Source organism: Nocardia puris, assembly GCF_036051655.1.
Classification (GTDB): domain Bacteria; phylum Actinomycetota; class Actinomycetes; order Mycobacteriales; family Mycobacteriaceae; genus Nocardia; species Nocardia puris.
On the sequence record NZ_CP107943.1, the window covers coordinates 4,755,839 to 4,768,753 of the forward strand.

Annotated in this window: 14 protein-coding genes; all 14 read left to right on the forward strand. The window is 69.6% G+C overall.

Going from position 1 to position 12,915, the window contains the following annotated elements; translation table 11 throughout:
- The first annotated feature begins 310 nt into the window (after positions 1 to 310).
- A complete protein-coding gene (locus tag OHB21_RS21875; RefSeq protein WP_195126824.1) occupies positions 311 to 1,315 on the forward strand; it encodes a hypothetical protein in 1,005 nt (334 codons plus the stop codon).
- Positions 1,316 to 1,361: 46 nt separating this feature from the next.
- Positions 1,362 to 2,600 (forward strand): cytochrome P450 family protein, encoded by a 1,239-nt coding sequence (locus OHB21_RS21880; protein WP_328435795.1) that lies wholly within the window; start codon positions 1,362 to 1,364, stop codon positions 2,598 to 2,600.
- Positions 2,597 to 3,832 (forward strand): cytochrome P450 family protein, encoded by a 1,236-nt coding sequence (locus tag OHB21_RS21885; RefSeq protein WP_328435797.1) that lies wholly within the window; start codon positions 2,597 to 2,599, stop codon positions 3,830 to 3,832. Before OHB21_RS21880 ends, OHB21_RS21885 begins: the two co-directional genes overlap by 4 nt.
- Positions 3,833 to 3,921: 89 nt before the next feature.
- Positions 3,922 to 5,685, forward strand: coding sequence for an acyl-CoA dehydrogenase family protein (locus OHB21_RS21890; protein WP_328435799.1), 1,764 nt, complete (start codon positions 3,922 to 3,924; stop codon positions 5,683 to 5,685).
- Between the two features lie 154 nt (positions 5,686 to 5,839).
- Entirely contained in the window at positions 5,840 to 7,363 is a 1,524-nt protein-coding gene (locus OHB21_RS21895) for a condensation domain-containing protein (RefSeq protein ID WP_328435801.1), read from the forward strand.
- On the forward strand, positions 7,360 to 8,604 hold the full coding sequence (locus OHB21_RS21900; protein ID WP_328435802.1) for an AMP-binding protein: 1,245 nt from the start codon (positions 7,360 to 7,362) through the stop codon (positions 8,602 to 8,604). Before OHB21_RS21895 ends, OHB21_RS21900 begins: the two co-directional genes overlap by 4 nt.
- Positions 8,601 to 8,774 carry a hypothetical protein gene (locus tag OHB21_RS21905; RefSeq protein ID WP_328435803.1) on the forward strand — a complete coding sequence of 58 codons (174 nt, stop codon included), beginning with the start codon at positions 8,601 to 8,603 and terminating at the stop codon, positions 8,772 to 8,774. The genes OHB21_RS21900 and OHB21_RS21905 overlap by 4 nt, the downstream gene beginning before the upstream one ends.
- A 67-nt stretch (positions 8,775 to 8,841) precedes the next feature.
- Positions 8,842 to 9,159, forward strand: coding sequence for a hypothetical protein (locus tag OHB21_RS21910; RefSeq protein WP_328435805.1), 318 nt, complete (start codon positions 8,842 to 8,844; stop codon positions 9,157 to 9,159).
- A gap of 60 nt (positions 9,160 to 9,219) precedes the next feature.
- The gene (locus OHB21_RS21915; RefSeq protein WP_328435806.1) at positions 9,220 to 9,831 is read left to right on the forward strand and encodes a hypothetical protein; all 612 of its coding nucleotides are present in this window, start codon (positions 9,220 to 9,222) and stop codon (positions 9,829 to 9,831) included.
- A gap of 23 nt (positions 9,832 to 9,854) precedes the next feature.
- On the forward strand, positions 9,855 to 10,376 hold the full coding sequence (locus tag OHB21_RS21920) for an SMI1/KNR4 family protein (protein WP_328435808.1): 522 nt from the start codon (positions 9,855 to 9,857) through the stop codon (positions 10,374 to 10,376).
- Between the two features lie 114 nt (positions 10,377 to 10,490).
- Positions 10,491 to 10,844, forward strand: coding sequence for a hypothetical protein (locus OHB21_RS21925; protein WP_328435809.1), 354 nt, complete (start codon positions 10,491 to 10,493; stop codon positions 10,842 to 10,844).
- Between the two features lie 7 nt (positions 10,845 to 10,851).
- Positions 10,852 to 11,361, forward strand: a complete 510-nt coding sequence (locus OHB21_RS21930) for an Rv0361 family membrane protein (protein WP_328435811.1) — start codon at positions 10,852 to 10,854, stop codon at positions 11,359 to 11,361.
- Between the two features lie 349 nt (positions 11,362 to 11,710).
- Positions 11,711 to 12,016 carry a transposase gene (locus tag OHB21_RS21935; RefSeq protein ID WP_040723173.1) on the forward strand — a complete coding sequence of 102 codons (306 nt, stop codon included), beginning with the start codon at positions 11,711 to 11,713 and terminating at the stop codon, positions 12,014 to 12,016.
- Between the two features lie 2 nt (positions 12,017 to 12,018).
- The gene (locus tag OHB21_RS21940; RefSeq protein WP_328435813.1) at positions 12,019 to 12,906 is read left to right on the forward strand and encodes an IS3 family transposase; all 888 of its coding nucleotides are present in this window, start codon (positions 12,019 to 12,021) and stop codon (positions 12,904 to 12,906) included.
- The last annotated feature ends 9 nt before the right edge of the window (positions 12,907 to 12,915 follow it).

A 12,915-nucleotide genomic window follows, 5' to 3' on the forward strand; every position in this document is an offset into this window, starting at 1 on the left:
CGCGGCGAGACGGTGGCGGGCAACGCGATCGCGCGGCGCCGGACTCGCCGGCTGCGCCGGGACTCGGCGGCGCGGCCGCGGAAATGGGCGTGGGGTTGTCCTGGGCGCGGGTGATCGAGTCGATGACCCAGCCGTGTTCGTCCGGGTCCCGGCTGGGCGGTCTGGCTGTGCAGATGGCTGAGGCCCTCGTTGAGGGCGCCCATCACTCTTGTGATGGCGCGCTGGCGCGTGAGTGGCCGCGGGTGTGTGCGGAGGAGTTCGACACCTGCGTGGCGGGCGTCGGAAAAGCATTGGCAGAGGGGAGTTTTCGATGAGTCTGTGGCGAGCGGATGCGCCGCCGGACCGGCGGTGGCCCGCGAGGGTCCGCCACCACGATCCGCTGGTGCTGGATCTGGGTGGGCTGGGTAGCGATCCCGGTGCCTGGCTGGCGCTGTGGCTGGTCGCGCGCCAAGTCGATGGATTGGCCATGGTCGTGACGAGCCACGAACGGGGCCACGCGCTGCACCGCGGGGAGCGCGCGCAGCTGGCGCGGGTGATCCTGGCCGACACCGGCCGCGAAGGCGTGGTTGTGGTCGCGGGCCCATGGGGCGGTGATCCGGGGGCGCCGTGGCGCGCGCACGGGCTGGTCCCGCCCGAAACATTGGTTCCCTCCCATGAACTGGGCTCGACGCTGGTGCGGATCCTGCCCGGCTACCCCCCTTCCGGACTGCTTCGGATGTCGCGCCCGATCCGGTGGGTCTGTGCGGGACCATTGACGAACCTCACGCGGCTGCACGCGGTGGACACCAGGTTCCGGTGGGGACTGATGCGCCGCATCGACCTGGTCCTGGTCGACCGCTACACCGATGCCGACCCGGCCGCCGAGGCTGTGCTGGCGGCGGTGAAGTCGGTGACGGTGGTGCCCTCGGAGCTGCTGGCCAGGCCGGACCTGCGGATCTGGCCGCCGGAGGAGGAGAATCCCGCAGGACAGCTGTGGGACACGCTCGGTATCTCCCAGCAACCCGGCATGGCACGGTTCCATGGCCACCTGCGGCAGTGGGCCCTCCACAGCGCGGACGGCGGCGTAGCGCTGGCCACCCTCGTGGGCGTGACCACCGCGCTGGGCGAAGGCGTGGAACTGGCTCCGCCGCCGGTTGGGCGGGCCGACCGCGCGCGGATCGGTGGCTCCCAGAGATTCGACCGCGCGATCGTCGCCGATGTAGACGCGACACAGCTGCGCGCACGCATCGCCACCGCGCTCACCGCCCCGGACCCGACCGGCGCACCGGACCCGATGCGCAAGCGTCGCGGATTGCCCGGGTTGGTGTCGCCATGACCCCCGGCGTGGGTCGCGACGGCCGGGGCGAGCGGAGGTTCAGCCCGTGGTGAGGACGGACGCGTTCGAGCGGACGCGTGATCCGGTGGCGGTGCTGTCGACGGTGCGGGCCGGCTACGGAGCGGTCGCGCCTCTCGAACTCGATGAGACGGGGTCGGGGTTGCTGATACTCGGCTACGACCTCGCTGTGGCCGTGCTGAACGATGCTGGAAGTCTGTTCACGGCCGATAGCGGTGTGTGGGAGCAGGCGGTCACAACCGGCGGGCGGTGCCCGATGCTGCCCGCGACCGCGTTCGCGCCCAGCGCGGCGCGCGGTGAGTCCGTAGTGGCGCATCGGCGCGGCTATCGGGTGGCCATCGCGGGTGTGGACGAGCATGCGGTGCGCGCCGAGACCGCACGCGTGGCACGCGAGCTGATTGGCCGGTTCTGTGCCGACGGCCACGCGGATCTGCTGGGCCAGTACGCGATCCCGCTCGTCACTCACGTCATGGACGGCGTGCTGGGATTCACGCCCGAGGTCGGCCGCGAGGTCGCGGACGCGGTGGCCGAGGTCCGTGCCGCCGCCGACCTCGCGGCGGCGGGCGCCGGGATCAGCCGCGCGCTCGCGGTGATCGGCGCGGTCGTCGCGGCCCGGCGCGCACACCCGGCCCGCGATGTGATCTCCGCATTGCTCGCCGCCACCGACGTATCGTTCACAGATCTCGACGTGGCCGCCATCGTGGCCCGTATGCACCTGATGGGGATGGTGCCGACCTGGCAGTTCATCGCCTCGGGGCTGCGGCGGCTGATCACCCGCACCGGCGAGGACACCGACGACATCGACGTGGTCGGCGGATCGGTGACCATCGCTTCGGCTCTGGAAGAAGTCCTGATCACCGACCCGCCGGTGGCGGCGGTCACCCGGTGGACCGCACAGCCACAACTGTTCGAGGGTGAGGCGGTCGGGCGCGGGATCCCGGTGGTGGTCAGCATCCAGGCCGCCGACACCGATCCGGCGGTGACCGGCTCGAGCGCTCATGCCGAGCACCACCCGCGATCCATCGGCAACCGATGGCATCTGGCGTGGGGGCTGGGCCCGCGTGGATGCCCGGCAGCCTCACTGGCCAGGATCATCGCCGAAACCGCGCTCGAACAGATCCTCGACACCGTCCACGATGTCGAGCTGGCCGTCGAACCAATCGAATTGCTCTGGCGTGGAAGAGGATTCGACCGCAACCTGGTCGCCCTGCCGGTGACGTTCCCGCCCGTCACTCCTGTGACCACGACACCAAGGAGTCCGCTGTGAACGCGTTGAACAGTCCTGCCACACCCACCGCCGGAATTTCACTGGTCGGTGAGGTCGAGGGCCGAATCCCGCTCTACACTGAGGAATTCGCCGCCGACCCGCATGCGGCCTACCGGGCGATGCGGCGGCGATGGGGCGCGCTGGCGCCGGTGTGGCTGGCGCCGGAGGTGCAGGCCACGCTCGTGCTCGATCTGTACCGTGCCCGCGAGATTCTCAACGACGAAGTCCAGTTCCCGGCCGATCCCCGGTTGTGGCAGCGTCACGTCCCGCCGGGCTGCCCGCTGCTGCCGATGATGGAATGGCGACCGAACGCGTTGCGTTCGGTCGGCGCGACCCGCCAGCGCTACCGCAGGGCGACCAACGACGCTCTGGACGGCGTGGATATCAACACCATCTCGCGAATGGTCGAGCGCCTGGCCGACCCGCTGATCGACGCCGTCGCGGCCACCGGCACCGCCGACGTCCTGACCGACTACGCACTGCCGCTGACGTTCGCGGTTCTCAACACCCTGCTCGGTTGCCCCGCCGAAACCGGTCGTCAGGTAGCACGGGCGAGTGCTCTGATGTTCGAATCCACCGACACCGCGGCGGTGAACCAGATGCTCGACGACGCGCTGATCGGAGTGGTGCGGCTCAAACAGGCACGTCCGGCCGACGACATCGCCACCCGATTGGTCGAGCACGACACGCGCCTCGACGACATCGAACTGATCAACGCGCTCGTCACCTGCTACGCCGCCGGAATCGAGCCCCTGACGAATCTGATCACGAACACGCTGGCGATGATGCTCACCCACGACAGCCGTTCCGGCGCAGCAGGATTCGCGCTGACCACTCGTGATGCCGTCCGGCACACTCTGAGCACCGACCCGCCGCTGGCGAATTTCTGCATCACCTATCCGGTCGCGCCGAAGTGGATCGCCGGTTGCGAGGTGCCGGCCCACGAGCCGTTGGTGGTCAGCATGGCCGCATGCAGCACCGACCCGGCGCTGAGCACCGGCACCTGGGTCACCGGGGACTGGGGACTCGGATTCGGCACCGGCATCCACCGCTGCCCCGACACCGCCCAGAAGATCGCCGTGATGGTGGCCACCGACGCCATCGACTACCTCCTCGACAAACTGCCCGAGATCACGATCCCCGACCCTGCCGCGCTGCAATGGCGCCTGGGCCCCTTCCACCGCGCGCTGCAGAGGCTGCCGGTCACGTTCCCTCCGGTCCGTCATCGATGACCGACACGCAATCCTGCCCGATCCATTCCCTTCCCGGCGCGTCCCGGTGAACCCGGTTCGCCCACGAACGACCAGCTAGGTGATGTGACATGAATACGACACCCCTGCTCGGGATGCCGCGACTGGACGCGGCCGCCGACCCCGACATCGTGGCAGCACTGCGCCCGGTGATAGTCGGCGAGCACGCCCAGTTGCACGCCGCGGCGGCGACGGCCGCGGCGGCGGTCGACGATCTGCCGGTCGGGTCGGGAACCTTCCATGAACGCGCCCACGCCGGCGCACGGCAGTTGCGGGCGTTGTTCGGCGCGCTCGGGCGCACCCCGCAAGAAGTGTTCGCCGACCCCGAACTCGCGGGCGCGGCGATCGACGCTGCGGCGGTCGCCGCGGTCCCGGCGATGCTGGCGTTCACCGGCACAGTCGATCTCACCGTGGGCCCGACAGTGCGGCTCGGCAACGGTTCGCCCTATCAGCAGCGGCTGCTGGCAGCCCTCAATGCCGGTGCCGCGCTGGGTGTTCGGGTCCACACCGAACTCGGCGGTACCAACGGCGCCGACGTGCGGACGTTGGCGATCCGCGACCGGGCGCGGGGTGGATTTCTGCTGCGGACACCCGACATCGACCCCGTCACTGGCGGTGCGGCGGCAAAGAACATGCCCAACGTCGCCGATCGCGACACCCCGGTGGTCGCGACCGTGTCCGCGCGCCTGGTGGACGGACGCGCCGACTACGGAGTGCACCTTTTCCTGCTCGACCTGCGCTCGGCGGCGGGCCTGGCCGAGGGGGTCCGCGTGACGGAGTTGTCGCAGACCGACACGCCGATGCCGCACGCGCGTGTGACCTTCGACGACGTATTCGTTCCCGAGGATGCGTTGCTCGGCGGAACCCATTGCCAGATCGCCGATGGCGTGATCCGGATGCGGGGCAGCAAACCCGAGATGTTCCGCGTCGGCGCGGGCGATTTCACCGCCGGCCGAAGTGACCTGTCCACCGCTGCGCTGGCGATGACACGCGCCGCGCTGGCCGGGGTGGTGAACTACGCGCTCCAGCGTCGTCCCGACCCCAACGGTCCGGCGCTGATCGAGCGCGGTCACGTGATCGACACACTCGTCACCGATATCGCCGCCGTCTACGCCGCGACCTCGATGGCCCGTCGGCTGCGGACCGTGCGCGCCCAGGGACTGGCCCCGCACGCCCACGCGCGCCTGGCGATGCTCACCAAGCCGCTGGCCTCGAATCTGGCATGGCAGGTACTGGACCGGTGCCAAACCCTGGCCGGTGCGCAGGGACACATGCGGGCCAACCGCATCCCGGACTGGGTCGGCGCCGCGCGCGCCATCCGGACCGCCGAAGGCGCCAACGATCTGCTCCAGTTCGCGGCGGGGCGCCACGACACAGCACAGGTGTGGCTGCCCGGAACCGCGGGAGCCTGGCCGGGCAGCGTCGCGCTGGCAGTCCGGGAACGCGGCGTGAGCGACGCGATCGCCCAGTCGGACTGGAAACGGCTCGATGTCAAGGGATTCGACGGCGCCGCCATCGCACGCTCCGAGGCGGCGGCGACACGGATCGCGGCCGCCTGCCTGGCCGCCGATCGCAGCCTGACCCTCGATCCCCGCGGGCGCGAACTGCTCACCGCGCTGCTCGGCGAACACACCTGCGCCGCGATCGACAAGCACGGCACGTGGTACCAGCGCAACAGGGACCTGACCCTCGCCGAGCTCGACGCTTTCCAGGACCAGCGCCACGCCCACCGCGAAGTGCTCGCCGAACACCTGCCCACCCTGGTCGCCGCCTTCGCTGTCAAGCCCCTGCCCGGTGCGGACATCTTCAAAGAGAACTACCTCAAGGAGGGCTGAGCGAATGCAGGACACGACACCCACTTCACCTATGGCCCGAGGCCGCACGACAGGACGCACCACCACCGACCCGGCGACAGCCGGCAGCGCCACGATCGGGTCGTCGGAAGGCGCACGCGGGCAAGGTCTTCGGGGATCCAGTGCGCGGTCGAGCGTGCGCACCCTCACCCGGCATGCCCGCGCGCGCGAAGCGCGGGCCGGGATGGTGGTGCCGGCGTTGTGTCGTGCGGTGGCCGAGGTGGTGGGTGTCGCGGCCTCGGGGATCGGTGGCGGGACCGATTTCGTGCGCCTCGGTGGGACCGGCACCGATTCGGCCGCGGTGCTCGCGGTCCTGCGCGCGTACGGGGCACCGCCGGATCTACTGGTGACCCATCCCCGGATCGGGGATGCGGCGGCCATCTTGGCTGCCCACCCGGTCCCGACGGTCAGCGCCGACCCCGCTACCCGCGCACCGGGGGCACATCCGGTGTCGTTCCAGCAGCGAGCCCGCCTGGAACTGGCCGCGCGCACCGGCCCGGCGACGCACCGCCGCCACGCCCACGCGGTGGTGCTCACCGGCGCCGACCCCGCCCGGCTGCTGACCGCGTTGGCGCTCATCGGGCAGCGACATCCCGCGCTGCGCACCGGAATCCGGCACACCCCGGTTGGCTGGCAGCAACTGATCCACCCAAGGCCCGTGCTCGATGTCGACCCGACCCCGGTGACCGGCCCCGGTGACGCCCGCCGCCGCGCGCTCGACGCGCTCGCGGGTTCCCGCTTCGACCACACCGGCGGCGCGCCGCTGGCTCGGTGGACACTGGCCGGCACCGGCCCGATCCTTTTGCTGGTCTTGGTCGCCGACGAGCTGGTGTGCGACACCCGCTCGTGGCGCGCGCTGCTGCGTGAGCTGGCCCTGGCCTACCGCGCCCCCGACGAGATCGGGCCACCCCCGCCGAGCCCCGGCGACTACACCCGCTGGCAACGGCAGTTGACACCACCGCAGGTCTACCAGCAACAGCTGGGCTGGTGGACCACCCGGCTCGGCGGTTACGAGCCCGGACTGCTCGCCCCCGCCGGGAGCGCGAGCACCGGCCCTTCGGCCGGGCTGCGCGTGAGTGTGCCGCTGTCGGCGACGGTCACCCACGGGTTGGGCGGCGGGCACGCCAGCCTGCTGCGCACCCTGATCACCCTGACCGCCGTCCATGTGGGGGCCTGGGCGGGTGCCGGGGATGTGGTGGTCGCGACCGAGCTGGCCTCGCGCACCGACAGCCTCGCCGCCACCGTCGGCATGATCGCCGCCACCCGCCCGCACCGCCTCCACCTCACCGGAGCCCGCGATCGGCACGCGCTCGCCGAGACCGTGCGCGACTGGTGGGCACAGGGCTGGCATCGCGGCGCGGTCCCGATCGAGGACCTCAGCACCGAACTCGACTGTGACCTCGACGCCGTCGCGGTGTCCTACGCGGGCCAACCGCGCGGCACGCTACCGGTCATCGGGACCGAACCACCCGTCCCGCTGCGCCTGCCACCCACCCGCCAGCACCGCACCCTCGACATCGCCGCGCAACACCAGCACGGCGTGCTGACCCTGCGTGCGCGCTACCGCACCGACCGCATCCAACGCCGCGCCACCCAGCGAATCCTCCACGCCATCACCACCGACCTGCGTGCCCTCACCACTGGAGCCCGCACCCGATGATCACCACCTCCAGCCCCCCGATCTCGCCGCCGCGTCCGGTACCGCAGTTGTCGGTCGCGGCGGCGGTCGCGGCGTCCGCGGTCGCCGCCCCCGAGGCGATCGCTGTTGTCGACGGCGAGGGCCGGGCCTGGACGTGGGAGGATCTGGCGGTCGCGGCCGCTGAGATCGTGATCGAGCTGACCGAACGCGGGATCGGCCCCGGTGACCGGGTCGCGGTCTTCGCCCCCTCATCGTCGGCGTCGCGGGTCGCGGCCTGGGTGGCGGTGTGGGCGTTGACCGCGGTCCTGGTGACCGTCGACGCCGACCTGCCGCCCGACCACCGTGGCGCCGTGCTGGCCCGCACGACCCCGGCCCGTCTCCTCACTCCCGGCCCGGACGCGCCGGAGGCGGCCGTCCCGGTCACGCGCTTGGCCGGGGATCACCCGTACCCGGGACGCTCGTGGGACGCGGCCGGGTGGGCGCACCGGGTCCTGCTCGCCGCGGGCGAGCCCAATCCGCTCACCGCCGCGTACCTGCACCACCGCAGCCTCGACACCGGCTACCTGATCGGCGCGGCCCGCACCCTGGCCCACGCCGCTACCTGGATGCGCGCCACGACGGGGGCCACCGCCGGGGACCGTGTCGCCCATGTGGGCCCTGTGGAGTCCGACCTGGCCCTGTACACCACCTGGATGGCTTTGACCAGCGGCGCCGCCCTGTACCTGCCGCCACCCGACTTACACGGCGCCCAAGCACTGGAATGGGCTGCCGCCCAACAGATCACGATCATCACCGCCACCTCCGGACAGTCGTGGTTCGGCCGCGACCCCAGTGTCAGCGAGCCGCGTTCGAGCGCGATGCGGACGCTGTTGCTGTTCGGCGCGCCGACCCCGGTGGCCCACCTCGCTCGGTGGCGACGGTACGGCGCCCGCGCGATCACCACCGTGCTGGCCACCCCCGTCACCGGAATCTGCTGCGCCCACACGATGTCGCGCGCGCCGGCCGGGCAGTGGTGCCCGTTGGGGACCGGCATCGACGACACGATCAGGATCACGATCGCCGCGCCGAACGGGCGCTGCTGCGCTGAGGGCAGCACCGGTCTGGTCATGCTCAGCAGCCGACACGGCGCACTGGATGCCATCGATATCGGCGCCGCCGGCCAGCGCATCCATCTGGGCCCGCGGCGGGCCCGGCACCAGACCCGGATCACCGGCTACATCAACGACACCGTGCTATACCCCCGACCGGAACGAGGCCGATGACACTGCTCGACATTCTGGCCGCGGCGGCGGTGACCCTGACCCTTCTGGCAGTGGCCTTCCGCGTGATGGGCCACGACCCTGACAAGGACAAGGACCAGCACAGCAGAACGCGCCGTGCCCGGCGGCGCGGGCAGCAGGATCGGCATCGACACCGCCACGCCCGAACCTGAAACCCGAAAGCCCAACAGCAGCGACCCATTTGGAGACAGGATGACTTCCCCAACCACTGTATCGAGCGTGCCGGTGTTCGTGCCGTGGCGTGCGATCCCGTCCAGTGTGGCCCCGCAGCATGTCGACGCGGGCACCGAGATGCTGGTCTACGCGACCAAACTCGTGCCGCCGCTGCTTCCTGACTGCGATCATGTCGTCGACATCGCCGAGATCGTGGTCGGCGTGGACACTCACCGCCACCGAACTGCGCAGATAGTCGAGCCACAACTCGGCGATCGTTTGGTCCCGCAAGGTCATGGGTTGAGTGTACGTGCCGATCAGCCGACGCCAGGACGCGAATTCGCCTGGTGCCGGGCGGATTCGAACGGCGCAGCAGTCCAGTGAACAGACATCCCGTGCAGCGAAAAGGATTCCGGCATCCCGAACAGCTTCTACACCGACGCGGTGAAAGCCGCCGCGGTCAAGGCGTGGGAAGCGGGACAGTCCGGCAACACCCTGGGCATGTCGGTGGCCGACGCCGTCGGACGCGCGAACTGGCACGCCGAATCCGCCTGCCACAACAACCGATCCCGCGACAAGACCACCTGCACCACGGCCGAGAAATCCAGCCGCTGCCAAGGACCGGTCGCGGTGTGCCCGGCCAGCGACGGCTTCGCTTCCGACGAGGAACGCCGCCAGTACAACGACTACATCAGCAAAGCCAACCTGGCCGCGATCTGGGGCCGCGGAGCTGACCCGAGTGGAGCCGTCGTAGGTTACCTGGAGAAGGTCCCCGGCAACCCCGGGCTGAACGCTGACGCCCGGCGCGCCGCAGACGCCGAGCGCGCGGCTCATCCGGAGCGGTACGAAGGATTGGTGGTCGGGCACGCTCCGGACAAGACTTGGGGTTCGCTGGCGCAGTCGCCGAACGGCTTCGTGCCGATGACCCGCCATCTCAACAGCTCGATCGCCGGGCAGAACAACGCCTACCCGGTCGGATATCGTGCGAGCGCGTTCGAGCCGGGGCAGCGCTTGGCCGATGGGCAATGTGTGCTGGACTACCCGCCGGCAATCTGACCGACAACGCGAGGAGCCACGTCGTGCGAGACTGGGAGACGCTGATCGCCTCGATCAGCCGCGAGATCGACCGGGCGGACAGATCGGCGCCCATCGATGGGCAACCTCGTCCGGGCGCCACCGAACATGCCATCACCGCTGCCGAGCATCGGTTGGGTTTCGCTTTCGACCCGGTCTACCGCGAGTTCCTCGGCCATGTTGATGGATGGCCGCATTTCAACGCCGATGAATCGACCCTCTACAGCCTCGACGAACTCGGGAGCGACGCCTGGCGCGAGGATTGCCGTGATCTCGTGGACTGGGGAGCGCCCTACACGGAATTCGTGGCCGACCCGCTGGGGATGCCGCCGCTGGAGCGGATGCTGCTCGCCAGCGGCCGCTACCGGCTCACGCTGTCGTTGCTGCTGGTGCCCCCCGAGGACTCCGGCGCGAACGGTCGCGTCGTTCAGGTCGGCTCCGAACTCACCGTCCACGACGACTTCTACACCTATCTCTCGGCTGAACTCGAATCCTGGACCTTCTACAACGACAGGTACAGCACATGAACCGGCCCCTCGCTCTCGGAGCGCTCGCCGTGACCGCGGTGATCTCGTTCGCCGGCGGATTCGCCATTCGAACCCTCACCCACGACGACCAGCTCTCCGACAGCGCGCGCCGCGGTGAGCGCCCTCACCGACGTCGACGCTGATACCCGCGAACAATTCCGGACGGTGATCGGCGACTATCTCGCCGCCCAAGCCGACCGCGACATCAACCGGATCCTCGACTTGACCGCACCCGGCGGGCCCGACCACGCACGCTGGCAGAACACCACCCCCGAGAACATCGACTACACCTTCAGCTTCAACGCTAGCCACGGCGGCGCGCTGGAGATCACCGCCATCACCTCCGCCCACTGGCAGGCACCCGGCTTGCGCGCCGAAGTCGTCGCCGAAACCGACTCCGAAAAGCAAGGGCCCAGCGCCACCCGATGGACCCTGCGTAACACCCCGTCCGGCTGGAAGGTGTGGTGAGGCCACGATGACCGACCCGACCACCCCGACACCACCATCGGCATCCACACGCCACCGCCGGACAGTCCTTGTCGCGGCCCTCGCCGCCGGAATCGCTGTCCTCGGTGCGACCCTCGGTGTGCTCACCGCCAACGCCACACGAAGCGAACCCGCCAATCCCGACCTCGACCCGGTCCGCGCGGTCTACGCACTGCTCGATGCCTACAACCGAGCCGACCCCACCGCCATCCGGCAGCTCACCTGCGGCGCCCTCGCCGAGGACACCCTCAACCGCAGCGACGACCAGATCCGCGCCGACGCCCAACAAGCCCTCGACGAATTCGGCATCAGCTGGATCACCGACAAACCCACCCTGACCTACAACCCCGCCGGAGACGCCGTCGAGATCTTCGCGTTCGTGATCCATGAGAAGACCGAAACCGTCGTCTACCACCCCGGACTCCCCGGCATGTACGGCCTTTTCTCCCTCGAACGCAACGACGGCCAGTGGAAAGTCTGCGGCTACGAACTCCACTGACCCCGCCGCAGCCCGCCGCGTCACGGCAACCGCCACAACGATCACGGCCCCGAATCACGCCGTCTAGCCCAACCATTGATCCGCCACATGCCGGGGCGGATGGTGATGGTGACGATCGTTCCCGGCGCGTGGCGCGCGTGCGGTTACCGAGTCGGCATCGCGATATCGGTGGGCGAGCGGTCGGGTCGCAGTCCGCGGAAGCTGGGTTGTGCATGGCCGGTCACTGACCGGGTGGTTGCCCCGAGCGGGTGAACCGCTGTAGGCACTACTGCGGGCCGTCCCGTGTGAGGTTCCCCCGCTTTCTCGGAGGGCTCTGACTGTGGTCCGATAGGACCGGAAGGAGTCATTCGTGGCAGCACCGAAGAAGTACCCCGACGAGTTGAAGGCGCGGGCAGTGCGGCTGTATCGGGAGTCCGATCCGAAGCCGACGATCCGGAAGCTGGCCGCCCAGCTCGGGGTGCATCACGAAGCATTGCGGCTGTGGATCCGCCAAGCCGAGGCCGATGCCGGCGAGCGAGACGACAAGCCGACGACCGACATGCTGGCCGAGAACCGGGCCCTGAAGAAGCGGGTCGCGGAGCTGGAGCGAGTCAACGCCGTATTACGTGATGCGAGTGCGTATTTCGCCTCGGAGCTCGGCCAGACCCGGCGGTGATCGTGGCGTTCGTCAGCGAACACCCGCAGCACCCGGTCGAGCTCGTATTACGGGTTCTGGGAATCGCGTCCTCGACCTATTACGGCTGGTTGCGGCAGGCGCAGACGCCGTCTCAGCGACGTTTGGCCGACCAAGAGCTGCTGGCCGAGATCGTCGATATCCATACCAGCTCCGGCGGGACTTACGGGTCGCCGCGGGTTCACGCGATGCTGGCCCGGCGTGGTTTCTCGGTCGGCCGCAAACGCGTCGAGCGGTTGATGCGGGATGCGGGTTTGCAGGGCGCGTTCCTGCGTAAGAAGTGGCGGGTGGGTTCGACCCGGCAGGATCGGCGTGCCACCCCGGCCCCGGACCTGGTCAACCGCGACTTCACGGCTGGCGAGCCGGACCGGTTGTGGGTTGCCGATGCCACCCGCATCGTCTGCGGCGAGGGCGTGTTCTGGCTGGCCGCGGTCCGGGACGCGTTCTCGAATCGGATCGTGGGCTGGAAGTGCTCGGACCGATGTGACACCGAGCTGGTCCTCGGTGCTCTCGAGTACGCGGTCTGGACCCGCGATGTTCGTGACGGGCAGCTGGTTCATCATTCCGGCCGCGGGTCGACCTACACGGCGATCCGCTTCGCTAACCGGTTGGCCGACAACGGGATAGCGCAGTCGATGGGGTCGGTCGGTGGCAGCTACGACAACGCGCTCATGGAGAATTTCTTCTCCACCCTGAAGACCGAGTTGGTATATCGAAACAGTTGGCGGACAAGGGAAGACGCCGAGAACGCCTTGTTCGCCTACATCGACGGCTGGTACAACACCCAACGGATCCAGAAGAAGCTGGACTGGCGATCACCCGACGAATACGAAGCCAGCTACCATCATCAGGTTCCCGCTGGAACCAGATAATCCGCTCTC

Bases quoted from the DNA above. Each gene is read 5' to 3' on its own strand.
- OHB21_RS21875 (WP_195126824.1), top strand. From the start codon at position 311: ATGAGTCTGTGGCGAGCGGATGCGCCGCCGGACCGGCGGTGGCCCGCG.
- OHB21_RS21890 (WP_328435799.1), top strand. From the start codon at position 3,922: ATGAATACGACACCCCTGCTCGGGATGCCGCGACTGGACGCGGCCGCC.
- OHB21_RS21930 (WP_328435811.1), top strand. From the start codon at position 10,852: ATGACCGACCCGACCACCCCGACACCACCATCGGCATCCACACGCCAC.
- OHB21_RS21900 (WP_328435802.1), top strand. From the start codon at position 7,360: ATGATCACCACCTCCAGCCCCCCGATCTCGCCGCCGCGTCCGGTACCG.
- OHB21_RS21905 (WP_328435803.1), top strand. From the start codon at position 8,601: ATGACACTGCTCGACATTCTGGCCGCGGCGGCGGTGACCCTGACCCTT.